Below are 26777 nucleotides of genomic sequence, written 5' to 3'. Positions count from 1 at the left end.
TTTGCTTGCCCGCAATATAACTTTCCGCAATTTAGTCTCCCGCACGCGCGCATAGCTTAATATTAACTGTATCTGTTTTTTATAGTCGTGCAGACTTCTAAAATTTAGCGAAGTCCTGCACGACTCAATCTACTTTAGCGGGCTATGTTCAGTACTATTGTGCAAGAAGTCTCGAACTATACGTTCTGAACAATTACTGATGTCATTCATTCTTTTATAGGCCCCTCCTCATGGAAGCCTATAGAGGGAGGATTTCAACCCACTGAGCAGCTCTATAAGCTCCCGCCTTTCTGGGCTTGTAAGTGCAGCGCTCATTGCCCGAGTTAAACGCTCATGTAAGGCAGCTGTTGGTGCATGCATACCATTAATGGCATAAGCCCGCTCAAGCTCTTCAAACGACAGCAATTCATACGTCTTCAAGCCTTCATCCGAATGAGTAGAGTATTTTGCGAAGCACAATGACTCGGTGCTAATCTGAACATAGGTTAAATGGTTGGAATAAATAAATTCTGGCACCAGAGGATTGATAATAGGAAGTGCTCTTTTGGACACTTTCTTGTCAACCCTAGCTCCTTTCCACTGATTACAATGCACACACCCTACGGTTAGGTTGGAGAGTTTGAAGGCCAGTGAAGGATATTTCGATTTTGGAAGAACATGCTCAATATGCCATGCCCAGCCGTAATGCCCTACCGGGCGACGACAGTACGCGCAACACCCTAAGCATTGTTCAAAAAGTCTTTCCTGCACTTCTTTGCGAATTGTTTTATATGTATTGACTTCGTCTTCGGTGAAATTTACCGTTTTCCAATGAGCGTTTTTCCGAGTAAATGATTTTGATCGGGCTGGCGATGAAAATGCCGACCACGCTTCTCCTCCGTTTAGCTCTTTCGCTCTCATCATTCTTAGTAGTTTCGCTAAGTGCTCCTTTTGATCGGCATTTATACAGAGAGACCTCATCCTGCATCCTTCATTTTTATAGAGTTTACTAGGTCATTTTTTACCAGGACTAGAGCGGCTTCGATCTGCTGTTCTGCTTCCTTGGATAACCCGATCACCGCTCGCAGTTCGTTAAGAAGCTTCACAGCATCACTTTTTTCTATACCACCTTCAGCCACGCTCAGCACAGCATCAGCGACCTCTACACTGACCTCCCTCGTCTGGTAGGGCGAAGTTTGAAAAAATCTGAGCACTAGCTGGTCGTGACTAGCTACTTCTGCAAAGTTATGGAATTTACAAATAACTGAGCCTGCACCTGGCCCGGCATATGTTAAACGCTCACCAGTCTCGTGCTCTCGGTGCAGCACAGCAACCATGTTATCGAGGCTATTACCATCAACCTTGACAGCTTCGCTTATAATCGTAGGTGAGTGAGTTGCAACGACGACATGGAAACGATTAAGTCTTGATAGCAGTTTTTCAAGTGTTTTATGAAAGTCCATCTGCCAGTGAAGATGTAAGCTTATCTCTGGCTCATCGATTAAAAAAACGGCGCCATCGCGCATTACACTTAAAATTTTTGAGAACAACAACAACCTATTTTGTTCACCTGTACTAAGCTCATCAAACCCAATAAACTCTCCTCCAGCCAGCTCAATTCGAAGCGTGAAATCAATATTTAGCTCGAGATAGTTCAGGAGCATAGGGATTTGAGCGTCAGTTAATTGCTCAAACCTTCCATTGCCCTCTGTAATTCTCCGAAGCATCGCAATTGGTCGCGGAGATAATAAACCTAAGTCAGCTGCTCTTTTGGTTATTCTATTACTATCCCTCGTAGCTTTCCCAGGTGGATTAAGAATAGTCTCTATTGACTTCTCACCAATAGAAAAAGACAAATTCATATTCACAGCCTCAAGTAAATATCTTAACAAGCGGCGATCTAGTCGCATAGCCTGAAGAATATATTTAGCAAGCTGTCTATCTATTGCTGAGAGAAACACCGCATTCGAAGAATTTCGAGCCCCCATATATATTACAGTTTTGTGCTCTCCATAAACAAATCGGTCATGGACCGTACTGGCGATGCATGCAACCACTCTATCCGATCTAACCTTCTTTAGCCGCTCGGCGAGTTCTCCTAATATTCTACTCTTCCCAGTACCATTATTGCCGATCACATAAGTGTATTGGCCTGACTTCTTACCTCTAGTGGAAGAATTCAGGCGATTTAGTATAGTCTCAACAATTTCAGTCGTAGAGTAGCCGTTATCTTTCTGCATAATTCCCCTAAACGAGCGGTTTCTAGCCCACTCAGCCTCTCCTGAACATCAACTCTCGCCTAAAATTGAACCATACTTCCCAATTAGAGAGCAACTCTAAAGAACTCAATGCATTCACGCTTTGATGGGCATTACAAACACCAGACCGACAAGTTAATTATTTAATTACCTGACAGCTTCAGCTATTGGATTATCGAAGACTACTCACCGAATGGCAAGTGGCTCTGCCCACGGAAAGTGCTGTTGAGGTGATTATTAAGCAGGTATTGCAATCATTCAGTCCGCTTGTACCAGGAGGCGGTGAATTTTCTTGAGTGCCATGTCGGCGCGGATGCTAGGGGCGTTTGAATCAGCTATAAACTCATTCAGAAGCTCATACATCCTTTATTGGCGGATTTACCCCTCTCGCCAACAACTGTGGGTTGAACGCTATTGGTTAAGACTGACCGCTTCTGGCCGTGAACTGCCATCTGCAAAGAGCAGCTAAGAGTCGAAAGCGGCCTTCTACCAACCATAGTTTTGGGTCGTTTACTGTCGATTACCATAATTGGACTGTCCACCTATCTTGCAAGCACGAATGGCTGCCACGCTCAATGCAGATAGCGAACACTGGCAAGCAATTCTTGCCGGCAGCCAACATTTGAGAAAACACGCAAAAAAATCTGCGAAAGCAGAAAAAACTCTTACAATCCAAGGCCGGATTTCCTACACATTTCCCCCCACTGATGCCCAAGAGATAGCCCCGTGAGTGACTCAGACAGCTCATCCGCGCCACTGGTTGACGTAATGAAGCTTGCCGCATCCCTTCAGCAGTTCGCAGATGATCGCGACTGGCAGCAGTTCCACTCCCCCAAAAATCTCATCCTGGCTCTCACTGGCGAGGTAGGAGAGCTGTGCGAGATTTTCCAATGGATGAGCGATGCCGATTCGATCTCCGCCGCAACAGACCCCGAAATCGGCCAAGCCGTTAAGGACGAATTGGCGGACGTATTGATGTACCTGGTTCGCCTGAGCAGCGTACTCGGCATTGACCTCAACGAGGCGGTGACACGAAAACTCGCCTCGAATGGCCAGAAGTACCCCGTGGATAAAGCCAAAAGCAACAGCAAAAAGTACGACCGACTCTGACCACCCCGAATCTAAGGACAACCCGTGATCGTTTACGCTGCGACCAAACAGCAATTTCTTAAAGACAACGATAACGATGATATCGAGGAGGTGATCCTCAGGCATTACAAGGAAGCTACCGGCAAAAACGTTGGCACCTCGGAAATCAGGTCGTGGCAAGGATCTCTAACGTACATGGCCAAGGTCCTTAGAGATGAGGGCCTGCCGAGCGACGCAGGCCTGGCCATCGAATTGCACATTCCGCAGTCGTCGAAGCGAATCGACTTTCTACTCACCGGTCGCGACGAAAACCAGGCAAAAAAAGCCGTACTGATCGAATTGAAGCAATGGAGTAAGGCCAACGCCACAACCAAGGATGCCATCGTCAAAACGGCCTTGGGTGGCGGCCTCATTGAGACCATTCACCCGTCCTATCAGGTATGGTCATATGCAGCGCTGCTGGAAGGCTTCAACGAGGCGGTGTATGACAAAAGCATCGAAATCCGTCCGTGTGCCTACCTCCATAACTACGTCAGCGACGGCATCATAGACTCAGCTCACTACGAGCCCCACATCAGCAAAGCTCCGCTGTTTCTGAAAGGCCCGGAAGAGCTCAGCAAACTCAGGAGCTTTCTGAAAAAGCATATAAGTCATGGCGACAACAAAGAGGTTCTTTACGAGCTGTCCGCTGGAAAAATTCGCCCGTCCAAGGCGCTAGCCGATGCCCTCGGTGGGCTGATGAAAGGCAAACCAGAGTTCGTATTGATTGACGATCAGAAAGCAATTTTTGAGTCGGCGCTGGCAGCGGCAAGCGAGGCCTCGGACCAAGCACCCAAGGTGATGATCATCGAAGGTGGACCGGGCACCGGGAAGACCGTTCTGGCTATCAATCTGCTCGTGAAGCTCACCGAATTGAAGCTGATGAGCAAATACGTCTCCAAGAACGCAGCCCCGCGCAAGGTCTACGAGAGCAAACTGGTTGGCACCATCAAGCGCAGCCAATTCTCGAATTTCTTTTCAGGCTCTGGGGCATTCATCGACACTGAGCCCAACACATTCGATGCGCTTATCGTGGACGAAGCTCACCGGCTGAATGAGAAAAGCGGGCTTTATGGAAACCTTGGGGAAAACCAGATCAAGGAGCTGATTGATTCAGCGAAATGCTCAATTTTCTTCATTGATGAAGACCAGCGTGTAACCTTGAGCGATATCGGCAGCAAGCAGGCGATACGCGCCTTTGCAAAAGCCAAGGGTGCTGTGGTTGAAGAACACGTGCTGTCTTCGCAGTTTCGCTGCAGTGGTTCTGACGGTTACCTAGCATGGCTGGATGACACGCTAGGCATTCGCTCGACGGCAAATCCGACGCTTGAGACTCAAGAGTACGAGTTTAAGGTGTTCGACTCACCTCAGGCGATGCATGAAGCAATCAACGAGAAAAACCACGGAAACAAAGCTCGTGTGGTCGCGGGCTATTGCTGGCCTTGGCTGAGCAAGAAAGACTCCACCGCTGCTGATATCGTCATTGGTGACTACAAACGCCAATGGAACCTGGATCAGGATGGCAGCCTATGGATCATCGCTGAGAACTCCATTGAGCAAGTTGGCTGTATTCATACCTGCCAAGGTTTGGAAGTCGACTACATCGGGGTGATCATCGGGCCAGACCTAATCGTACGTGACGGTAAGGTAGTGACATCCCCGGACGAGCGCGACAAGCACGATAAATCGATTCGCGGCTGGAAAAAAATGATGAAAGAGCAACCTACCCTGGCGAAAAAAGAAACAGACCTGATCATCAAAAATACATACCGAACTCTGATGACACGTGGGATGAAGGGTTGCTACCTGTACTGCACCGACAAAGAGACTGCGCAGTACTTCGAGAGTCGGCTTAGCCAACACAGCAATCATTGACGGTATCGTTTGCTAGGGACCCCTGTACCTGCGAGTGGGGACATCGTACGCGCAGGGGCAACAATCAACGGCGCGACCATTTGCTTGATAGATTCAATCCCGATTCGTTTCTGGGGACGGAGCTCAAAAAGCACCGTCCATCGGAATCCAGACCACGTAGCGTTCCAACTGGTATTCCAAGCAAGTTGACCAATCAATTATTAACTTGCAAAAACAGATAGATACCGACTTGTTTCAAATTACCCCGGCCCACCAAATGATCAAACAAAGACGTCCAAGGACGTCTTTTTTTCTGCCTGAAATCCATCCCCCTATCGTTCGCCCCCCCTCGACCGTTAAAACCACGGCCACTCTCCAGGCACTGGCGCTATCACTTGATCCCTCGGGAATAAACGTTCAAAGAGCCGGACTCATCTGAACAAAGAAATCACTCCCTGATTGGCATGGCAACTTAGCCCGCCACCTCTATCGCATCATCACCCGCCAGATGCGCCCTCACCGCATCAATTGCCTCACGTATTCTGGTCGTAAAAATCGAATGCTCACGGTGAACCATCACCAGACGCTCGATTGTTCGCGTCATGGCGACATAGAGCAAACGGGCTTCGTCCGCCTCTTCTTCGCCCGTTTTGGGCATTTCATGCAATGCGGGGATGATCACCAGACCAAATTCCAGCCCCTTGCTAGAGTGCATGCTGACGACTTTGACCGCATCTGCACCGCTGTAAAGTTCGCCGCGGCCTTTGGCGAAACGACCGGAGACAAAAGGAATTCCTGCATACGCCAAATTCTTTTCGATCTGAAGTGCCTGGGAGGAAGTGCGATAAACCACGGCCATATCTTCCAGACTGCGCCCTTTGTTTTGTTCATCGCGAATCCGCTCAACGATGCAGTCGCGCTCCTGCCGCCACGTCGAGCAATGGAGCAGTTCGGGGATCGGGCCGCGTCGTCCAGCGCTTTGAGGCGCGACGATCGGAACATTGTCTTCCTGAGCATCACGCGCATTCAGGAGGTCCAGGGAGAATGCTCGGGCCACCGACAGCACCTCCAGGGTATTTCGATAGTTGAGGCGCAGAATGGTGGTTCGCCCTGGCGCCTGGATGCCGACGCTGGCGAAGCTGAACTCCATACCGCCCTTGCCAGCCTTACCACGATAGATGGCTTGTGCATCGTCGTAGAGCACCAATAAAGAGTTGATCTGCGGATCGAGCATTTTGACGACCAGTTCAAACCATTCAGGTTGGAAGTCATGCCCCTCATCGACCAATATGCCGCCATATTGCCCTTTGGCAATGAGTCCGCTGGCGACACCCTCGAATACATGGTGCTCAAGAAACGCCTTGGCCTCCTCGGGGGTCAAATCTTTACCAGGCAAATCAGCACCCGCTGCTTTCAACAGATCCCAGCACCAACCATGAAAGTTGCGCACCGACACTTTGTTGCTTAACCCGTGAGCGGTCAGTACTTGCTTTAACCGTCCAGCCAGGGATTTGTTGTAGCACAGGACCAAAACAGGTTTGCTCGACGTTTGCGCCAAGTATACGCAACGATATCCCAGGATCATCGTCTTGCCGCTACCTGCGACGCCGTGAATGACCCGGTGACCTTCACCCATGGAACGAGCCAGTTGCTCCTGCTGCAAGTCCATGACCTTGATGAAGCTTGGTACCGGTGCGTCATGCGCACTGAACAGTCCGAACTGACCGGGTGATACATTCACCCGCACTTCCGGAAACAGGTGATAGCGCACGCGATCAATTTGAGCATCGGTGAGATGGCAAGGAAACCGCTGGACAAACATGTCAGTCAGACGCTTTTCAAACTCTTGGTTATCCACCGTTTCGGTCATTTCGTCGCGGCAGATGACCCGATCAGCGCTCATTACCTGAGCGAGCCCCTCACTTTGAAATTGCTTTCGGGTGATCTCGGGCAACACCACGCCCCAACTGTAGGGCATCAATAAATTGCCCTCGCGGATAGATCCGGGCGGTTGTTTCAAGGCAGGGTCTTTCTGAAGTAGATTCACGGCCTCAAAGGTATTGATGCGCGCCTGCTCTAGCGGGTTGGCAACACTTTTCAGCTCACCTTCGACAAGTATGCTGACCTGGGTCACGCTCATGCTTTTGATGATATCGATCTTCCAGTCCTTGACCTCCAGCACCAGGATTCCTTTCTTCGGGTGCATGATGACAAAGTCAGGTCGTCGGGCCTTGAGACCGATGGGTACATCGAACCAGGAGAGCCAATCGTCCGTAAGTTTTTTCTCCAGACGTTCTGCCAAACGCCGCTCACCCGGAGTATCAAACTGGCAAGCGGATCGAGAAGGAAAGAGTAAAGCCATATCGTGTGCCTAATCCCTGGAACAAGAACGATGCGATCAAAGTGAACGCAAGCGAGGGCCCATAACGATCCGAGAAGGGCCCGATAACTTTCATTTTGTGAATGTGAAGCTCAGCCTTGGAGCAGCATCACGTGATGCCGCCTATCCCGCCCCGGCTACCCTGTGTGGAAGGCGTTACGCACACTCCGACGGGCCTGAATAGTGCTTTACTCAATGCCAGGGGGGGTGATGGCATTTGAATGCTACCTGACGCAATATCAATTTGCCACCCGATGAACGCTGGCCTTTCCCGGGGCTTTTCAGGCTTCAAGGGATGGCCGGGACAACGTTGCAAAGCCAAAAAAAGGCCCCTATGACCACCCTCCAAACCCGCATGAAGCAAGGCAAGAACGCCCGCAAGCTTTGCTCGCGCAGCGCCCACGCCACCACCGGAAAAATGAACCGCGATCCGATCCCGCTGATCAAGGCCTCCAGTCAGGGCCGCGTCGCCTCGTTGGTGGAACTGCGTTACGGAAGGATGCTGGTGTCGCCCTTCACCTTCTTTCGCGGTAATGCGCTGGTGCAGGCGCATGACTTGTCGGGCACGGCGAACATGGGGCTGGTCGGGCCGATCTGTGGGGATGCGCACTTGATGAACTTCGGCGGGTTTGCCACGCCCGAGCGCAATCTGTTGTTCAGCGTCAATGATTTCGACGAGGCTCACCCCGGGCCGTGGGAGTGGGATGTGAAGCGTCTGGCAGCCAGTTTTGTGATCGCCACCCGTGATTTGCGCCATGGTGATTCGGTTCAGGAAGAGGTGTGCCGGCAGATGGTCGGCGCCTATCAGGCGACCATGCTGGAGTGCGCCGAACAGAGTGCGCTGGAAACCTGGTACGAATCGATCAAGTACGAAGACTTGCTCGATCAGGCGCGCAAAAGTGCGCTGGAGCATGTGCAGCGTGCCGTCGATAAAGCCGAGCGGCGTACTCACGCCGAGTTGCTGCCGAAAATCAGCGAGCGCGACGCCAGCGGGCGGCTGATCATTCGCGATGACTTGCCGGAAATTTTCCACCTGCACAAGAACACCACGCTGCTCGACGCCGATGATGACTGGTTGCGGCTGGCGGACTGGCGACCGTTGTTCGACACGTTCATGCGTGACTATCGAACCACGCTGCAGGCTGACCGGCGTGAGTTGCTGTCACGGTTTCACGTGCAGGACATGGCGTTCAAGGTGGTGGGGGTCGGCAGCGTCGGCACGCGGTGTCTGGTGGCGTTGCTGACCGACGATCAGGAATTTCCGTTGTTTTTGCAGTTCAAGGAAGCGCGGCGCTCTGCGCTCGCCGATTATGTGAAAACCAAATCAAAGGTTCGCCATGAAGGTCAGCGTGTGGTCGAAGGGCAACGCCTGATGCAGTCGGCCAGCGATCTGTTTCTCGGCTGGACCACCGGACCCAGCGGTCGGCATTTTTATGTGCGGCAATTGCGCGACATGAAAATTTCCGCCGAGCTGGAAACCTTCGACGCCGAAACCTTCGCCGCCTATGCCCGGGTCTGCGGTCGCGCACTCGCCCGCGCTCACGCCAAGTCCTCGGGCAATGCGGCGCTGATCAGCGGCTACATCGGCAAGGGCGATGCCCTGGCCGACGCGCTGTTCAAATACGCACGCAGTTATACCGCGCAGAACGAGCGAGACTTCGAACGCTTTCAGCAGGCCTGTCGCAAGGGACGGCTGACGGCACGTTCGGAAGCCGATTTCGCTGCCGATCACTTGCCTTGAACCGTTGGATGGACAGGTGGCCCAAGATCTTCCATTACGTTCGGCCCTTGGCGCACCGACCTTTACCAGGATAACGCCTGTGCAATTTGATCTGCCTCGGTCCTGGATCGACCACTGTCAGTGACAGGTGCGCGCAACATTGACCGGTGCTCGTTGCGATCGACGATCCAGAAGGCCATTTTTGTCGGAGTTTTACGTGAGACGTCGGTGACAGGGTCTGCGCTGGAGGAACCTTGTGCTTCCGGCAGCGGCGACACCTCGAACTCCCACTTGTGGCCCGTTGCCGGTGCGGCGCCATGCACGGCGGACCTGGGTGAAAACGTTGTCTTGTGTAGGCCTGCGGCTTGCAGGTTCAGGTTTTTCGACATGAACGAACGCAGCGTCGACTCCAACTCCTGATCAGAGGACACAGGCATGCCCACTGTCAGGCCGAGTTGTGCCCCGGTCTGCAGGTTTTCGTAGTAGAACCGCCCCTGTGTGTCCGGACGCAAACGGTAGTCGCCCACGCGCAGGGGCAAATGCACACCTTTGCGGTTGTTGACCAAAGCGTTTTCATCCTTCGGAACCGCCCAACCCAGCGTTGCATCGCTTTCCTGCCATTCGATGAGTTTGCGATTCAGGGCAACAGCGTCCTGGCTTCGGCCCTGTCGATAGGCGATGTCGGCGCCGTGGTCCAGCGCACTGCGATAGAGGATTTCATTGCTGAAAGTCTCCTCCCAGGCGGGCACGGCCAAACCCAGCGCCTGGCGAGCGGCGTCGAAGTCTGCACGCTGGTATTGGGACACGCCAATGTAAGTCTGCAACAGCGCAATTTCTGCCGAAAAATGCGCATCGGGCAACGCCTGTTTCGCCAGCTCAGCCGCCTTGGCCACACCGTCCTCAAGGGACGCAACCACCTCAATATCGCGGATCTGCCGGGCCATCGGACGCTCACGAAACAGCGGCGGAGCACTGTGCCAATTCAATGCGCAGAACAGTTGACGCATTTGCTCGGCCGCCTGGGCCTCGTCCCGCAATCCGAACGTGATGTCGATGTCCATGCGCCAATCACCACGATAGGTCAGCCAATGCACATTGATGCATTCCTCGCCCTCACACTCCGATGGCTCTCCCCGCTTGAAGGCTGTCAGGCCGTCGAAGGCGAGATCGGGCATTGCCACTTCCAGTGCGTTTGGCGTATGCCGCTCCCGGTAAGCACTCAATTGTGCCTGGCGCTCGGCTGCGCTCACCTTGCGCTGATCTTCGTCATAAGACAGGGAAATCTCGGCGCTCAGGCGGCCGCCTGGCAACGCCTGCGTGTAAAGAACAAGGGTATGGGAATCGCGCTTTTCGGCTGGCTGGAACTTGGTCAACTTCCACTGTCCCACCGTAAGTGGCATCGAGAAGTCAGCGAGGTTGTATCGCAAGCGCGGCTCATCCGAAGACAAGCGCCACTGACCCGGATCGGGTCTGACGACAGCGAACAGCTTTTCCTGCAGGCGTGCTACGTGTGCTTTTTCACCCGCCATCATGCTCGCTTCGATCGCCCGACCCAGCATGCTCGTGATACGCGGGTCGCGCCTGTTCGACCTTGCCATGGCGGCAGTTTGTTGTTCCCAGTACGCAATTTGCTCTTCAGCCGCTCGGCGGGCCTCGTCGTACCTACCCTGTTTGTGGAGTAGATCAACGAGCAAGTCTCCTGCTTCAAGCTCAGTGAAGTCGAAGGCGCCACCGCTGCCTTGTCGGCCGGCCTCCATGGCCGCTCGGGCAGAGACCGTGGCCTGCGTCAGTGAACCTTCGCGGCTCAGGCGCTGAGCTTCGCGCATCAGCCCGGCAGCGTCTGGCGGCCGAACTTGCGCTTGAACTGTCGGTACCGCCCAGGCGCCGCTGCTCGATGACAGCAGCCACACTGCCGCAACCAAGACCAAGGGGATGGCGCGATTGAACATGCTTTCTACTCCGTGTAGAGAAATCTTCCGGTTTACGACGCGCCTTCTGCGTCTCAGTGGCGCTCACTGGGCAACTTGCGAAGAAAACGCCATGACATTCGCGGGACTTCACGTCAGCCCGCAAAAGCGCCGCGACATTAGTTCGGCTGCAAAACATTATCAAATAAGATTTCGGTGATCCTTTGATCCGTGATGCCAAGGATAAAAGCTGTCGCTGCAGAAACTCTTGAGTGAAATCTATTCGCCGTCACTCGGAGATCTTCCGACAAACCAGATGAATTTTTCTTCACTGCTCCACTTGCGCCAAAGCGGTACAGTCCGCTCGCTCATTCAAGAAACTACGGTTCGCCCGCGCTCTCCCGCGGGCTTTTTTTTGCCTGGCGTTTGCCGCCGAAGCGATACACCCAGGTGTCCTGCACGCCATGCAGTGGCGTTTGTCGCACCTGCGGGTGAACCCTGATCAGCGCAAACCCCGTCGCTTCAGCCAGACGCTGACTGCGAGTGTTGGCCGACGAGGTGGTCAGGTAAAAGGTGAACTCAGGCAGACGCCTGACCAGTTGCTGCAGCACTTCGCGCATGTAGCCCTTGCCGGCAAACGCACTGCTGGCCCAATAACCGACGACATAGCGCTTGCGCCGACGCGGCACCAGGCCGATGCAGCCAACGATGGCGCGTCCGTCTTCAGTCACGATGAATAACCGCCGCTCACCGGACTCACTGGCGAAATCATCCCGCGCTCGCAACATCGACGACAGCGCTCGCTCTTCGCTGGTGTGTTCGACCGCCCACTCCAGAAAGGGCGCATGCTCGCGGTAACTGGCGTTCAGCGCCTCGCGCACTGGCGTGACCAGGGCTGGATCCGGGGACCGAACGCTCAGCGCCAGCCCGTTCACCGTCAATGCAAATTCCATTGCTTGCTCCTCCAATTGCAGAAATGCCGTACTCGATACAACCCTGTGCACTCAACCAAAGAAATGTACAGGGCGCCAGTGCGGTTAATGCCGATCAGTTAAGCGAACTCAATGCTCAAAGCAACGAAGATCAATTGTGGGAGCGGGCTTGCTCGCGAAGACGTCGGCCCAGCAAACATTGATGTTGACTGCCCCACCGCTTTCGCGAGCAAGCCCGCTCCCACAGGGGATCAGCGCTTAATTGATCGGCATTAGCCAGTGCGGTTTGTTTTTTTCCACCCTCTGGGCAATCCTGTCCCTCGACCTTGCCAACCGGAGCGCCCGATGTCACTGCTGAGCCTGCCCTGCCAACGCCTGACGCTCGCCATCCTGGCCCCGGATCAGGCCGAACTGGAAAGTGATTTCTACCGCCGCAACCAACGCCACCTCGCGCCCTGGTCGCCGATCCGCACCTCCGAATACTTTTCCACCGAACAGATTCGCCGACGCCTCGAGATTCAGGCCAGCGCCTACGAGGCCGGGCTGGCCATGCATTTCGCCCTGCTGACGCCGGACGGCCAACAGATGATCGGCGCGTGCAATTTCAGCGGGATCATTCGCGGCGCGTTTCAGGCCTGTTATCTGGGTTATCACATTGACCACGCGCATCAGGGCCAGGGCTTGATGCAGGAAGGCCTTGAGGCCGGCATCGGTTACATGTTCGATACGCAGAACCTGCACCGGATCATGGCCAACTACATGCCCGGCAACGAGCGCAGCGCACGCTTGCTGGAGCGCCTGGGTTTCGAACGCGAAGGCTATGCCAAGGCCTACCTGAACATCGCCGGCCGCTGGCAGGATCATGTGCTGACGGCGCTGGTCAATTCGTTGTTCGAAACACCGGAGAAGCGTTGGTCGCGCCAATTGGCGTGAGTTTCACAATTTGTTAAGCATTGGCGAAGTATGCTCAAGGCTCCTGCCCTTTCCGGTTGCCTGAAACCCATGCCGCGTACCGCCACTTCGCTGTTTCTACTTGCCGCCCTGCTGTTCTTTTTCGCCCTGGGCAACCACCAGTTGCAAGGCTCCACCGAGGCCCGGGTCGCCGGGATCGCGATGGAAATGCACCTGGACGATGACTGGGTGACGCCGCGCCTGTTCGGCGAGCCGTTTCTGGAAAAACCGCCGCTGAGCCTGTGGCTGGACGCCGGCGCCATGCGCGTATTCGGTGTTTCGCCGTGGGCGGTGCGGCTGGCGTCGGCGGTAGCCGGGCTGCTCAGCGTGATGCTGCTGTACGGCATGCTGCGCCGCTTCGGGCGCCCGAAAGCGCTGGCATGGTCAGCGGGGATTCTGCTGGCGACCATGGCCAGCTACTGGAGCAACGTGCGCGGGGTCGGCGAGGATGCGCTGCTGGCACTCGGCGTGACCACGGCGCTGCTGGCGTTCTTTCAGGCGCAACGCGCACCGAACGCGGGCAACTCGCTGCTGTTTATCGCCGGGATCGCCATCGCCACGTTGAGCAAGGGCGTGCTCGGACTGGCGATGCCCGGGGTGGTGATTTTCGCCTACCTGCTGGCGGACAACCTGATCGACAAACGCTTGAAGATCGGCGCCTGGCTGCGTCCCGGCCTGCTCACGGCGGTGGGCCTGATTCCGTTGCTGATCTGGCTCGCCGTGCTCTATCAGCGCGGTGGCTCGCACGCCGTCGCGGAAGTGCTGCTGACCAACAGCGTCGGTCGCTTCAGCGGCTCGTTCGTCGAGGCTGGGCACTACGAGCCGTTCTATTACTACCTGGCCAAACTGCCGGAAGCGTTCCTGCCGTGGAACATCCTGGTGTATCTGGGGCTGTGGCATTTCCGTAAGGAATTGAAGGCTAACCGTTACCTGCTGTTTTTCAGCCTGTGGATCGTGGCGCAGTTCATCATGCTGACCCTGGCCTCCAGCAAGCGCACGGTGTACCTGATGTCGATGACCCCAGCCGCTGCGGTGATCGCCGCCGAATATGCGCGGGTGTTGTTCGATCGCTTGCAGGCGCATGAAACCGCCAACCGTTTGATCGGAAAAGTCGCCCGCCATCGTCAGGCGATTGCCGCTGGTTTGCTCACGGTAGTGATCGCCAGCTACCTGGGCGCCGCGCAGTGGGCCTTGCCCAATGCCGACAAAGAGCTGTCGTTCCTGCCGCTGACCGAACACATTCAGACCCTGCAAGCCAACGGCCAGCAGGTCGCGCTGTTCCAGGCCAATGAACGGGTCGGTGGCGCCAGCGTGTTCTACACCCAACGTGTGCTCAAGGGGCTGGATACCGACGCGCAACTGCACGACTTCCTCAGCGCCTCGCCCTCCAACGTCGCGGTGATCTCGGCAGACAGCGAACCGGTCGCGCCGCTCAAAGTGCTCAAGACCATGATGGTCGGGCGGCAGGCGTACTACTTCGTCGGCTACTGACGTCCGTCGCGCCAGGCAATAAAAAACCCGCCGAAACTGGCTAATGCCGATCAGTTAAGCGCAGATCCCCTGTGGGAGCGGGCTTGCTCGCGAAAGCGGTGGGGCAGTCAACATCAATGTTTGCTGGACCGACGTCTTCGCGAGCAAGCCCCACAATTGATCGTCGTTGCTTTGAGCACTGAGGTCGCTTAACTGATCGGCATTACCGGAACTGGCGGGTTTTGTGTGTGCTGACGGGATGGAAACGCGTCAGTTCATCGGCTGGTCACTGAGTGCCAGTCAGCGGCCTCAATGAAGCCAAGCATGCGCGGGGCAGCCTTGTTCGCAGCGGACACGAACAGCGAGGAGCCGTATCCCGGGTCCGAGATCGGTGCATCCAAATCTTTTTCCAGCTCCGCCATGCATTCGCTGTGGGTCACCAGGATCAGATTGCGTCCCGGGAGCTTGTGCGCCAGCGCTTCCTGCAAGATGCGGCCCTTGCAGCTGATCAGCCAGTCTTCGCCGGTGGCCGCGCGGTTGAACATGTAGCCGGCGGTCTGCACGGTGCGCAGCATTGGGCTGTTATAGATATCGGCGTTGTTCAGGCCCAGATGCTCGAACTGCGCACCGACACTGACTGCAACACTGCGTGAGCGGTCGGTGATGCCGTCATCACCGCTCAAGCACGGCGCCGGGGAGTGGTCGCAGCGCTCGACGTGACGCACCAGCACAATCATGTCGCCCTTGGCCCACCCGGCCGCCAGCGCCTTGACACCGGACACATTGCCATGGGCCAGGTCCGGCACCGCCGCCGGGGCGAGCAGCCACAAGGTCAGCGGAATCACCAGCAGCAAGGCGCCGAGCACGACCCAGGTATTGCGATATCGGGTCAATCCGCTCAGGGAGATCGAGCGTTTGACACCGAACAGACTCAGTCTCAATTCCACATCGGGCCGCCTCGCCGGCATGCATCACAGTCAATACGATGCGGTAAGGGTAGAGAAGCGCACGTAAGTGGTCGGTGAAACGCATGTGAAAAAAGTCTTGAAGAGCCTTTGTTACAAATTCCGACGGACAAAATCCTTTCAGCTCTCGTGTTTGCGGCCGATACAGTCCTGCTAACACCCTTGCTGGCTCAAAAAAACAACAATCTTCCAGCCTGACCGACGATCAAGAAGCTCTACGTTCCTGGAGGAATTGTGATGAATAGCTGGTTCGGCAACATCAGCGTGAACATGAAATTGGGTCTGGGCTTCGGCCTGGTACTGGCCCTGACCTGCGTCCTCGCCCTGACCGGCTGGACCAGCCTCGGCGGTCTGATCGACCGCAGCAACTGGATGAGCGACATCACTCAGCTCAACGCCGGCCTGACCAAGCTGCGCGTGGTCCGCCTGCAATACATGCTGACCAACGGCGACGAAACCGCCGCGCAGAACGTACAGACCACCCTCGAAAGCTTTGCCGCGCAACAGCAAGCGCTGATCAACAAGTTCAAGAGCCCGGAAAACGTCAAACTGCTCAAGGAACAGGCAGCGACCATTGCCCAGTACCAGACGTCGCTGAACAAGATGCGCAACGCTTACCGCACCGGTAACAGCGCGCGCGACGTCATGAGCACCAATGCCGAGACGGCTTACAACCTGATCGAGTCGATCAGCAACCGCGTCCGTCAGATGGACATGAGCGAGCAGCGTTTCGAGCAGTTCCAGGCCATCACCGAAGCCAAGGAAGCGTTCATCCTGGCGCGCTATGAAGTGCGCGGCTACACCGCCGCCGCCAACGCCGAAACCGAGCAGAAAGCCGTCGGCCAACTGGACGTGGCGATTGCCAGCCTCAAGCAACTGAACGTGCATTTCGCCGCGACCCAACAAGACGCGCTGCGTCAGTTGGAAACCGCCCTGACCAACTACCGCAGCGCGCTGCAGGCGTACAAGAACGCCAACAGCGAATCGGTGCAGGCACGTAAAGAGATGACCGATCAGGGCGCCGCCATCGTCACCACGAGCGAGCAGCTGTACCAGATCCAGCTCGACCGTCGCGACATCGAAAGCGCCCAGGCCCGTACTTTCCAGTTGATCAGCACCCTGTTGGCGCTGTTGGTCGGTGTGATTGCCGCCGTGATCATCACCCGTCAGATCACCCGTCCTCTGCAAGAAACCCTGGCCGTGGTCGAGCGCATCGCCAGCGGCGACCTGACCCAGAACGTCGCGGTCACCCGCCGCGACGAACTCGGCGTGCTGCAACAAGGCATCGCACGCATGGGCGTGACCCTGCGCGACCTGATCAGCGGCATCCGCGACGGCGTCACCCAGATCGCCAGCGCCGCCGAAGAACTCTCGGCCGTGACCGAGCAAACCAGCGCCGGCGTGAACAGCCAGAAGGTCGAGACCGATCAGGTCGCCACCGCGATGCACGAAATGACTGCCACCGTGCAGGAAGTCGCGCGCAATGCCGAGGAAGCCTCGCAAGCCGCTGCCGCCGCTGATGGCGAAGCCCGTGAAGGCGACAAGGTGGTGAACGAAGCCATCGCGCAGATCGAACGTCTGGCCAGCGAAGTGGTGCGTTCCACCGAAGCCATGAGCGTGCTGCAACAGGAGAGCGACAAGATCGGCAGCGTCATGGACGTGATCAAGGCCGTGGCCGAACAGACCAACCTGCTCGCGCTCAACGCCGCCATCGAAGCGGCGCGTGCCGGTGAAGCCGGGCGTGGTTTTGCCGTGGTGGCCGACGAAGTCCGTGGCCTGGCCCAGCGTACGCAGAAATCCACCGAGGAAATCGAAGGCCTGGTCGCCGGTCTGCAGAACGGTACTCAGCAGGTTTCGGCCGTGATGAACAACAGCCGCGTCTTGACCGACAGCAGCGTGGCCCTGACCCGCAAGGCTGGCCTGTCACTGGAAAGCATCACCCGTACGGTGTCGAACATCCAGTCGATGAACCAGCAGATTGCTGCCGCTGCCGAACAGCAAAGCGCCGTGGCCGAAGAGATCAGCCGCAGCATCATCAACGTGCGCGACGTGTCGGAACAGACCGCCGCCGCCAGCGACGAGACCGCCGCCTCCAGCGTTGAACTGGCGCGCCTGGGCGGTCAGTTGCAACAGATGGTCAGCCACTTCCGCGTCTGACCTTCGCTTTGCGGTGAATAAAAGATCGATTCGCGAGCAGGCTCGCTCCCACAGGTACGGCGTTGATCACAGATTATGTGAACAACGCCAATCCCCTGCAGGCCTTCGCCGGCTCGCGATGGCGTCAGTCCAATCCCCCCCCAGACTCACAGCCCCGACGCTCCCGCCTCACACGGACTAATCACTTCCATCCCTGAAAGCTGAAAGTCCTTCACATGTCGAGTGGCAGTGGCAGCAATAGCATCAGTAACTTCAGGTCATTTCACCCATGCCATCGATTGCATAAGTGACATCGACCTTGAAGTACCTGCCGTCAAACTGATCTGTGGTGAACGTCAGTTTACCGTTGATCCTGACTTCAGCCGGCGCATGGTTCTGCAGCACCACGACACCTTGGCGAGCAGGATAAACATGGCCACCCAAAGTATTGGAATACCAGATTCTTTTGACTTGTCCTCCATCCTTCGGGAATTCAAAGGTGCCACTTGGCTGGTCTTTATCAACCAGGTTGAAGCCCATGCCTATCTGCCTGGGCGAGGTCATATCACCATAGACTTGCATGTCTTCGTAATCGAGTCGCCCCACTCGACTCGACACAAAATCGAATGTGGCAATCAGCTCATTATCAGTAAGTCGATATTCTTCGATCCGGCCCTTCATGGTGCCATTGACGGCCATGATGCGTACCTCCCGTTGACTCTCAACCGAATGGTTGGAATCGGCTAAGCATGCAACAGGCCCCTTCATAAAAGACCTGTCATAAATGACAGGTCTTTAGACTCGATAGCAATTAAAGCGCTCGTAATAGGCTCATTCTGGATTACCGCGTGCCGCGCTGGCGCAACGCCGACGGCATGAAATACGCGTCTTCCGGCACCGGTTGCGAGAAGTCCACGGTGGAGGCTTCTTCGTTGTCGAGGTTCTGCACGTAGTATCGGCGCGCCTGCAAGTCGTGGAACACGTCCAGTGCGCTCCAGGTGGTTGGCAGGTCGTAGAAGTTTTTCAGATAGGCCATCGACACCCGCCACAACTCCCCTCGCCCATCGTATTGATCGACCAGTGCCGCGCCCCAGCTGTCCTCGTCGAGAAACAGCACGCGCTTGGAATAGATATGCCGCGCACCCGGCTTGAGGTTGCCCTCGACCACCCACACCCGGTGCAGCTCATAGCGGGTGAATTGCGGGTTGAGGTGGCCGGGGGTCAGCAATTGCGCGTACTTCACGTCGGGGCTGCCGACCTTGTAGTTGTTGTAGGGGATGTAGATTTCCTGCTTGCCCTTGAGCTTCCAGTCGTAGCGATCCGGCGAGCCGTTGAACAGGTCGGTGTCGTCGGCGGTGCGCAGGCCATCGGACGAGGCGATCGGCGTGTCATACGCAAGGTTCGGCGCGCGGCGCACCCGACGTTGGCCGGCATCGTAGACCCAGGCCTGACGCGGGTCCTTGAGCTGATCGAGCATCTCGTGCACTAGCGCTGCGCCACCGGCCAGTCGCGCCGGGCTTTTCACGAAGGCGAGGTAATAGAACAGGATGTTTTTCAGGTCGGCATACTGGCCGCCCGGACGATAGAAATTGAACAGGGCTTCCTGCTGCGAGGTGACCAGCGCAAAGCTGCCGTTGCGCTGCACCGGGGCTTCGGACGCGCGGCGCACCACGTAGATGCCGCGATAACGGGTGATGTGGTTCCACAGCACTTCGACGCCATCCTTGGGCACCGGGAACGGCACGCCGCCGTAGGCATCTGCGAACCCACTGCCGCCCTCCAGCAGCTTGGCCGACGTCGCGTTCTTCAAGGTGTTGTCGTACAGCCACTGCGGTGCCGAACCCGAACGACGCGACGGATAGATCGGCATCTGGAACGTGTCGGGGTAGCTGTTGAACAGTGCGATCTGCCCGGGGCTGAGGTGCGCCTTGTACTGATCCAGATTGGCCTTGGTGATGGTGAACAGCGGTTTGTCCGCCGCGTATGGATCCGGGTGGTGTTGACCCGGTTTGTAGCCGGCCGGCGCCTGGGTAATGCCACCGGTCCAGGCCGGAATGGTGCCGGCAGCGTTGCCGGCACGCTCGGCGCCCATGGGCGTGAGGGTGGTTTTCAGTTGTTCGGCTTGTTGCGGGGTGATCGCGGCGAGGGCGCTGCCGGCGGTCAGGCCCAGAACAAGCGCCAACATGGTTTTGCTGAGTCGTGATGGGTAAAACATGATCGATCTCCGAGATGGGAGTGAGGTCTGAAAATCACCGCAAGTCCCTTGTAGGAGTGAGCCTGCTCGCGATAGCGGTGTGTCAGACAACATCTACTGCGACTGAAAATCCGCTATCGCGAGCAGGCTCACTCCTACAAGGGGTGCGCCTGTGTTCTGGATATCAAAGGAAGTACTTGAGGTTGAACCCGACGTTGTCGCGGTCGCGAATGCCGTTGTTCTGCCCGCCGCCCCAGAAGTTGGTGTATTGCACCTCGGCTTCGAGCTTGTTCTGGTAGTTGGCCTTGATCCCCAGGGTGTAGGCCTTGCGCCCGTCGATGGTGTTGCCGGCCTGATAGCTGTTGCCCTTGAAGTCGTCCTTGTAGACGACGTAAGGCGAGACGTTGACCCCGGCGTACACGTCGTTCCAGGTGCCGTTGAACATCACCGTGTAGCTGTAGGAGTTGCGGTTGACCTGATCGTCACGATCACCGCCGGACACATAGGAGGTGTTGCCGGTGCCCGCGTAGTAACGCGTGCTGCCGTCGTAGGCGGTGTATTGCAGGCTGCTGCCGCGCAGGTGCTCGGAGGCCAGTTCGAAGATGCCGAACATCGAGTCGAACGACAGCGTCGGGCCGAAGTTGTAGATGCTGCCCAGCGAGGTGTTGAACGCTTCGACGCGTTCGGCGTTGTTGATCTGGCTGTCGAGGGTGACCATCTGCCCGCCGACATTGATCGCTTTGCCGGTCACCGCTGTAGCCGCGCCGTTGGCCAGGTCGCCGATCAGATCGTTGGTCGCGGCAATGCCGATCGGCAGGTTCGGTCGATAGGCGATCTCACCGAACACCGAGGCCTGGCCCAAAGTCGTGTTGAAGCTGAAGCCGTACATGCGGATGTCCTCGGCATAACGCCGATGCGCCTGGATGTTGCCCATCACATCGGCAGTCGCCAGACCGTTGGCCAGCGCCCCGGCCTGGCTGCCGGCAACGCTGGACAACATGTTGGTCAGGGCATTCATGTCAATGCCCTTGTAGCCACCGAGGTCAGCGGCGATGGTCGGTTCCTTGGCGTGGTAGTTGACCAGGTAGAGGCCGAACTCGGTGCTGTTGAGTTGCTCGGCGATGTAGCGAAAGGCGAAGCCGAACTGACCGTCATTGCGCGCGTTGTAGTCCTTGCCGATCGACGCCACCTTGAGCGTGTTGCCGTAGGCCGGGGTCACGCCGTTGGCGTACAGGCCGGTGCTTTTCAACGCCGGGCCGAGCAATGGGTTGTTGCCCAGTGCGCTGTACAGACCGATGACGTTGCCGAAGCCCGGCACCGGGGTATCGAGCGCCGTGCCGCTGAAGTTGTTGTAACCGGTGTTGCCGCCATCGGCGAACAGGTCGGTCTGCGAGTAGAAAGTGCCGACCGGGTCGATACGGGTTTCCTTCCAGTTGGTCTGGTAGAAGCTTTCCAGGGTCAGCGAATCGCTGAGGCCGATGTTGAAGCTCAAGGCCTCCACCGGCATCAGCACTTCCTTGACCTCGGCGCCCGGCAAACGGTACTTGGCGGCGTCCACCGGGTTGGTGGTGTTGATCCCGCCGCGATAGAAAATCCCCTCGCCCCAGTTGAACACCTGACGCCCGACCCGTGCGGTGACCGGCATCTGCGCCACGTCCCAGTTGCCGTAGACATAAGCGTCGAGCATCTCGATCCGGCTGCCGGCGATGTCGCGGGTCTGGCTGGTGAAGCGATCGTCCTGCGGGTAGCTCTGACTCGGCTGCGACGGGTTGTTGTTGCGGTAGTAATCGTTGCGCTTGTCCATCAACTGCGTGTCGTAGAACGCGGTGCCGCGCAGGAACATTCCGTAGTTCTGGTAGTTGGCCTCAAGCTCCGAAGTGATCTTGTACACCTCGGAAACCAGCCCGGTGTCGAAGTTGCGATTGCCGTCGTTGGTGTTGACGTCATCGTTGTTCTTGTCGCGGCCCTGCACCCGCCACAAACGGCCATAGGACAGGGTCGTGTCGATCGAGCCGGTGACCTGATTGTCCAGCACGCTGAACTCCTTGGCCTGCACGCCATCGACTGCGCACAGTTGCAGCAGCCCTGCCAGACCGACGCCGGGGAGCACTACGCCAGACAGGCGAAATCGAGCTTTCATGATCTGTTCCTCTTTCCCTGGTTTTATTGTTGTGGGGTGCATGACCGCTATGGCGGGGGCGCCAATCCGGCGCTGACATAAATCCGGCTGTGCGCGCCGAAGTGCCCGAGCAATTTGAACAACTGCTGATTGAGCGCCGGATGCTCGAACGTCTCGCGCTGCAGCTGGTTGCCGCTGCTGAAATCGCTGGTCACTGGCGTCGCCTCCAGCCATTGACCGATGGCTTCATCGAACGCGGCGGAGTCCTCGACCGACTCGGCGCTGACCACGTCTCGCAGGTAGTCCACCGAGTACGGCGGATACTGTTTGTCCTCGGCCACATCGGCGTAGGCATCGAGCATCGGATGCGGCTGACCGGCACGCAGCAGGCGTCGCAGCCAGGTCGCCTGATACTTCTCGATTTCCATATGACGGGTGGCGACGCGTTCGATGGAGGCTTGTTTGTCATCCGCAAAACCGGCCAGCGCCTTGCCTTCCAGCAGCAACAGACTGGGCAGTTCGACCCCGGGCAGCGGCTTGGCGTGATACGGCTGGGTCAGGTCCTGCACGTGGTGCACGCCCCACCCGAGAAAGCGGCAGCCCCAGTAAGGATGGCCAGTGGCAAACGCCAGTCGCGCCAGGCCCAGGTACTGATAGGCGCGCCAGTCCGGCCAACTGCGCTGGAGGAATCCGGCGGCGGCATACACCACCGGGCTTTCATGGAAGAAGCCCATGTGGAACGGCGCCTGCGAGCTGTATTGAAAACGCGCATCGCCGAACGGCTGCGGACCGAAGCCATACAGCGCACCAACCTCGCCGGGGTTATCGCTGAACAGGTTGATGTCATGACCGTAATCCGGCTCATCGGCAGCGCTCGCCAGCACCGCCAGCGGCGCGACTCTCTCGCCATTGGCCACGCGGATGAAACGCTGGCGATTCCACGGCGATAACGTCTGCTCGACCATCACCTGATCGGCCGCCAGGTGCTCACGCTCGGGCAGGTCCTGACCCGGCAGCGGCTGAATGACCATCGCCAGATGAATGCGCGGATTGAGCCGCAACGCGGTGAGAAAGGCGTGGCGCAGATTGTCACCGGGCACAGCGGGCAGCTTCAGGTTGTCGGGGCGCGGCGGGTACTGGGCGAAGTGCTCACGGGCGAAGCTTTCCTGTTGCTCCAGCAGAGCCACCACGGCCGGATACTGATCGGCAAGAAAGCGCTCCAGCGGCTCAACCTCTACCGGCGGCGCATCACGCAAGGCCGGCAGCGCCTGCAACGCCAGATAGCTGCCCACCGTGTGGTTCGACCAGCCCCACGCTGTCGGGGCCATTGCACAAAGCAGCAACAGGAGAAATGTCAGCTTCATTGCTTTTAGTTCTTATTGGATGTGCTGTGGGGGTTGAGCCTAACAACCGCCCCCGGCACTGACACTGTCCAATCTCACCAGAAAAAGTCTCCGATAGCGCCACATGAGAATCGTCACGCCCCCCCTGTAGGAGTGAGCCTGCTCGCGATAGCGTCGTGTCAGTCAAAAACGTGGTGGCTGATACACCGCCATCGCGAGCAGGCTCACTCCTACAAGGGGATTGGAGGTGTTTCTTCAGGCGGGGTAACCGGTGATTTGGCGGATGCTCTGGTACAACGGCTTGAGCTGGCGATACATGCGCAGATACACGTCTTTGTATAAACGTTCGTAGACTTGCTGCGCCTCGGGTTGCGGGGTGAATACCGTCCCGACTCGGGTCATTGCAGCTATCGCTGCCGGGAAATCCGCATACAGGCCCAACCCCACCGCGCAGCAGATCGCCGCGCCCAGCCCGGACGCTTCATACACATGCGGACGCTCCGCCGGCAGACCGAAAATGTTCGCCGTGAGCTGCATCGCCGCATCGCTCTGCGAGCCGCCACCCGCCACCCGCAGGCGCTTGACCGACACCTTCGAGCGCTTCTCGATTTTCTCCATGCCCTGACGCAAGGCATACGCCAGTCCTTCCAGAATCGCCCGGTAAATATGCGCGCGGGTGTGCACATCGCCGAAGCCGATCATCGCGCCTTTGGCCTCGACACCCGGCTCACGAATCCCCGGCGACCAATAGGGTTGCAGCATCAGACCCATCGATCCCGGCGGCACCGCGTTGACCAGCGCATCAAACAGTTGCTCCGGCTCGATGCCCTGCTCTTTCGCCTGCTGCATCTCGCGCAGGCCGAACTCGTTCTTGAACCAGCTGACCATCCAGTAACCGCGATAAATCATCACCTCGCAGTTGTACTGATCCGGCACCGCCGACGGATACGGCGGAATCAGCGGGACGATTTCCAGATAGCGCGAGCGCGTGCTGGTGATCGTCGCCGTAGTGCCGTAGGACAGGCACACGGTGCTCGCATCGACCACGCCGGAACCGACCACCTCGCACGCCTTGTCGGCGCCCGCCGCAATCAACGGCAAGCCTTCGGGAATCCCGGTGTGGCGGCTGGCCTCAGCGCTGATGTAGCCAAGGGTTTCGCCAGGTTTGTGCAACGTCGGTAATTGCTCCGAACGCACTGCCAGCGCTTGCCATTTCCAGTCACTCGGCGCGGCCCATTTCAGACGTTTGAAATCGAACGGCAGGTAGCCGACGCAACAACCGACCGAGTCGACAAAGCGTCCACACAGACGATGGGTGAGAAACCCCGAGAGCAGCAAAAACTTGTCGGTCGCCGCCCACACCTCAGGCTGATGCCGCGCGATCCAGTTGGCCTCGGCCTGGGCGCGAAAATAATCCACGGTGGCCTGCGCACCGACCAGTTTGAACAACCAGCCCCACGGTCCCTTGATCGCGCCCTCGACTTCGCTCTGGCGCTGATCGAGCCACAAAATCGCCGGACGCAGCGGTTTGCCCGCGGCATCGACATTGATCACCGTGCCGCGTTGAGTGGTCAGCGAGACGCCGGCAATCTGCGAACGATCAATCCCGGTTTGCGCCCACACCTGCTGGCAGGCCTCGCCGAGTTTCGCCCAGTAGTATTCCGGATCCTGCTCGGCCCAACCCGGCTGCGTCGAGTAATAGGCCTGCAACTCGACCTTGCCTTTGCCGAGCAGATTGCCCTGCAAATCGAAGAGCAATGCGCGCACGCTCTGGGTGCCGTTGTCGATTGCCAGCAGGTAACGCTTGTTCGGGTGGTTATCCATGGAGCTCTCTTCAAGGGGCATCAAGGCGTGGCATCCGGCAAACCGTGATGGCGTTGCCACAACGCCCGGTAACGCTGCAGCTCTTGCTGCCAGTGTGCATCGTCCCAGCCCAGGCGTGGCTGGCAGAGCTGGCGGATGGCGGCGAAGTGATCTTCGCCACCGCGCGCCAGCAACAGGCCCAGACGGGTGCGGCGCAGCAGCAGGTCATCGAGGTGCAGGACCATTTCCGCTTCACAGGCAAAGGCCAGTTCCGCCCACAGCGTATCGGTGTTGCCGACAGTGTCGTGCCCCAACTCGGCGACCAACTGAGCCAGCCTCGGCAGGTCACGGCCGTGTCGTCCAGCAAGACGTCGCCACTGTTGGGGGCTGAGTCCGGGGATTGTCAGCGGTCGTACGGCAGCAAAAACTGGCGCAGCATCATCCTCGAAAGGGCGACCGAGCATGACGGCACACGCCTTGAGCACTTCGATGGCTTGCGGGCGAAATGTCGTCAGTTTGCCGCCGGCCAGGGTCACGCAACCCGGCTCCTGCCACAGCACGTGCTCACGGGTTTCATTCGACGGTTTGCCTTGATGTTCACCCCCCGCGCTGCCTACCACCGGGCGCACGCCCGACCAGGTCGACAGCACATCGGTTGCCGTCACTTCGGCCCCGGGAAATTGTTGCCTGCAAGCCGCCAGCAGATAGTCGAGTTCTTCGGCGCTGATGCTCGCGCTCTGGTCCAGATCCTCGCGATGATCGAGGTCGGTGGTGCCCACAACCGTCGCCCCTTCCCAGGGAAAAACGAACACCGGCCGACGGTCGCGCTCATGCAAAAAAGTGAACGCCTGCGCCACTGGCAGACGCCAACCCGGCAGCAGCAAATGACTGCCGCGCAATGGCCGAAGTTGTCGCGGTGACTCAGGCAAACGCAAGCGCTCAGCCCACGCACCAGTCGCTACCGCCAGCACGCCGCAACGCAATTGCAGCGACCCACCGGCTTCGCAGTCCTCTATCTGAACTCCACACACTCGCACGTCTTCGCGCAGCAGATGCTCGACGCGCACTCCGTTGAACACCACCGCGCCATCGGCCCGCGCTTCGCTCAACACGCGCATCACCAGCCGTGCGTCATCGGTCAATGCATCGACAAAACAGGTGCCGCCAAGCAGCTCGTTTTCCTTCACCCCCGGCGCCAGAAAGCGCAGTTGCTGCGCGTCATGAAAACGATGGCTGCGCCGTCCGGCCAAGGCGTCGTAAACCGACAACAATCCACCGAGCACACGCGGCCCGGGAAAGCCTGCGCGATAGTGCGGCATCATGAAACTCATCGGTTCGACCAACCCCGGCGCTTCGTCGAGCAGCCGCTGGCGCTCGCGCACCGAATCGCGGGTCAGGCGCCACTGGCCCTTGGCGATGTAACGCAAACCGCCGTGGACCATTTTCGACGATCGGCTGGACGTGCCCCAGGCGAAATCCCGTTGTTCCAGCAGCAGGCAGCGCCAGCCACGCCGCGCTGCTTCGCGCAGGATGCCGGCACCGCTGATGCCGCCGCCAATCACGATCAGGTCCCAGGTTTCGGCACCCAACGTTGGCAGAATTTGCTCGCGCCACGCGGCGTTCCAGTCCGGGTTCATG

General features: G+C 57.7%; 18 protein-coding genes and 1 pseudogene. 7 read left to right on the top strand and 12 right to left on the bottom strand.

The genetic code is table 11. The annotated features are described in order from the left end of the window. Positions 1-228 precede the first annotated feature (228 nt). Together QMK55_RS17310 and QMK55_RS17305 are read right to left on the bottom strand one after the other, a co-directional pair. The gene (locus QMK55_RS17310; RefSeq protein WP_126359933.1) at positions 229-960 is read right to left on the bottom strand and encodes an HNH endonuclease; all 732 of its coding nucleotides are present in this window, start codon (positions 958-960) and stop codon (positions 229-231) included. Next, on the bottom strand, positions 957-2219 hold the full coding sequence (locus QMK55_RS17305; protein ID WP_320329637.1) for an AAA family ATPase: 1263 nt from the start codon (positions 2217-2219) through the stop codon (positions 957-959). Before QMK55_RS17305 ends, QMK55_RS17310 begins: the two co-directional genes overlap by 4 nt. Before the next feature lie 744 nt (positions 2220-2963). Here QMK55_RS17305 and QMK55_RS17300 point away from each other — a divergent pair. Both QMK55_RS17300 and QMK55_RS17295 read left to right on the top strand, forming a co-directional pair. Next, a complete protein-coding gene (locus QMK55_RS17300; protein WP_126359929.1) occupies positions 2964-3347 on the top strand; it encodes a nucleotide pyrophosphohydrolase in 384 nt (127 codons plus the stop codon). Positions 3348-3371: 24 nt separating this feature from the next. Beyond that, positions 3372-5240 (top strand): DUF2075 domain-containing protein, encoded by a 1869-nt coding sequence (locus tag QMK55_RS17295; RefSeq protein ID WP_320329636.1) that lies wholly within the window; start codon positions 3372-3374, stop codon positions 5238-5240. A gap of 451 nt (positions 5241-5691) precedes the next feature. On the opposite strand, the gene QMK55_RS17290 is transcribed toward QMK55_RS17295, so the two are convergent. Continuing rightward, a complete protein-coding gene (locus tag QMK55_RS17290; protein ID WP_320329635.1) occupies positions 5692-7581 on the bottom strand; it encodes an NERD domain-containing protein/DEAD/DEAH box helicase in 1890 nt (629 codons plus the stop codon). A gap of 352 nt (positions 7582-7933) precedes the next feature. Between QMK55_RS17290 and QMK55_RS17285 the strand changes: the two genes are divergently transcribed. After that, a complete protein-coding gene (locus QMK55_RS17285) occupies positions 7934-9340 on the top strand; it encodes a DUF2252 domain-containing protein (protein ID WP_320329634.1) in 1407 nt (468 codons plus the stop codon). Positions 9341-9402: 62 nt separating this feature from the next. On the opposite strand, the gene QMK55_RS17280 is transcribed toward QMK55_RS17285, so the two are convergent. Then, a complete protein-coding gene (locus QMK55_RS17280) occupies positions 9403-11268 on the bottom strand; it encodes a hypothetical protein (RefSeq protein ID WP_320329633.1) in 1866 nt (621 codons plus the stop codon). Between the two features lie 338 nt (positions 11269-11606). Beyond that, positions 11607-12179, bottom strand: coding sequence for a GNAT family N-acetyltransferase (locus QMK55_RS17275; RefSeq protein WP_102358682.1), 573 nt, complete (start codon positions 12177-12179; stop codon positions 11607-11609). A 324-nt stretch (positions 12180-12503) separates the two neighbouring features. On the opposite strand from QMK55_RS17275, the gene rimJ reads away from it, so the two are divergent. Both rimJ and QMK55_RS17265 read left to right on the top strand, forming a co-directional pair. Then, a complete protein-coding gene (rimJ, locus tag QMK55_RS17270; protein WP_102359167.1) occupies positions 12504-13091 on the top strand; it encodes a ribosomal protein S5-alanine N-acetyltransferase in 588 nt (195 codons plus the stop codon). A gap of 30 nt (positions 13092-13121) precedes the next feature. Continuing rightward, positions 13122-14600 (top strand): ArnT family glycosyltransferase, encoded by a 1479-nt coding sequence (locus QMK55_RS17265; RefSeq protein ID WP_320329632.1) that lies wholly within the window; start codon positions 13122-13124, stop codon positions 14598-14600. 254 nt (positions 14601-14854) lie between these two features. On the opposite strand, the gene QMK55_RS17260 is transcribed toward QMK55_RS17265, so the two are convergent. Next, the gene (locus QMK55_RS17260; RefSeq protein WP_320329631.1) at positions 14855-15526 is read right to left on the bottom strand and encodes a histidine phosphatase family protein; all 672 of its coding nucleotides are present in this window, start codon (positions 15524-15526) and stop codon (positions 14855-14857) included. Positions 15527-15781: 255 nt separating this feature from the next. On the opposite strand from QMK55_RS17260, the pseudogene QMK55_RS28640 reads away from it, so the two are divergent. Continuing rightward, a pseudogene (locus QMK55_RS28640) lies at positions 15782-16843 on the top strand (methyl-accepting chemotaxis protein); the annotation flags it as partial. Next, positions 16838-17701: a methyl-accepting chemotaxis protein gene (locus QMK55_RS28635; RefSeq protein ID WP_413787283.1), complete on the top strand. Its 864-nt coding sequence runs from the start codon at positions 16838-16840 to the stop codon at positions 17699-17701. The pseudogene QMK55_RS28640 and the gene QMK55_RS28635, both read left to right, overlap by 6 nt. Before the next feature lie 252 nt (positions 17702-17953). On the opposite strand, the gene QMK55_RS17250 is transcribed toward QMK55_RS28635, so the two are convergent. The 6 genes from QMK55_RS17250 to QMK55_RS17225 form a co-directional block, all read right to left on the bottom strand. Continuing rightward, positions 17954-18379: a hypothetical protein gene (locus QMK55_RS17250; RefSeq protein WP_320329630.1), complete on the bottom strand. Its 426-nt coding sequence runs from the start codon at positions 18377-18379 to the stop codon at positions 17954-17956. Between the two features lie 142 nt (positions 18380-18521). Then, entirely contained in the window at positions 18522-19895 is a 1374-nt protein-coding gene (locus QMK55_RS17245; RefSeq protein WP_102358775.1) for a DUF1329 domain-containing protein, read from the bottom strand. Between the two features lie 163 nt (positions 19896-20058). Continuing rightward, positions 20059-22014, bottom strand: coding sequence for a DUF1302 domain-containing protein (locus tag QMK55_RS17240; RefSeq protein ID WP_320329629.1), 1956 nt, complete (start codon positions 22012-22014; stop codon positions 20059-20061). A 47-nt stretch (positions 22015-22061) separates the two neighbouring features. Continuing rightward, entirely contained in the window at positions 22062-23357 is a 1296-nt protein-coding gene (locus QMK55_RS17235) for a phospholipase (protein WP_320329628.1), read from the bottom strand. 234 nt (positions 23358-23591) lie between these two features. Further along, positions 23592-25160 carry an FGGY-family carbohydrate kinase gene (locus tag QMK55_RS17230; protein WP_320329627.1) on the bottom strand — a complete coding sequence of 523 codons (1569 nt, stop codon included), beginning with the start codon at positions 25158-25160 and terminating at the stop codon, positions 23592-23594. Positions 25161-25180: 20 nt separating this feature from the next. Then, positions 25181-26776, bottom strand: coding sequence for a glycerol-3-phosphate dehydrogenase/oxidase (locus QMK55_RS17225; RefSeq protein ID WP_320329626.1), 1596 nt, complete (start codon positions 26774-26776; stop codon positions 25181-25183). Position 26777: the final 1 nt, after the last annotated feature.

Origin of the sequence: Pseudomonas sp. P8_229, from assembly GCF_034008635.1 — a bacterium.
Classification (GTDB): Bacteria; Pseudomonadota; Gammaproteobacteria; order Pseudomonadales; family Pseudomonadaceae; genus Aquipseudomonas.
This window is presented reverse-complemented; position numbering and strand designations above follow the sequence as displayed.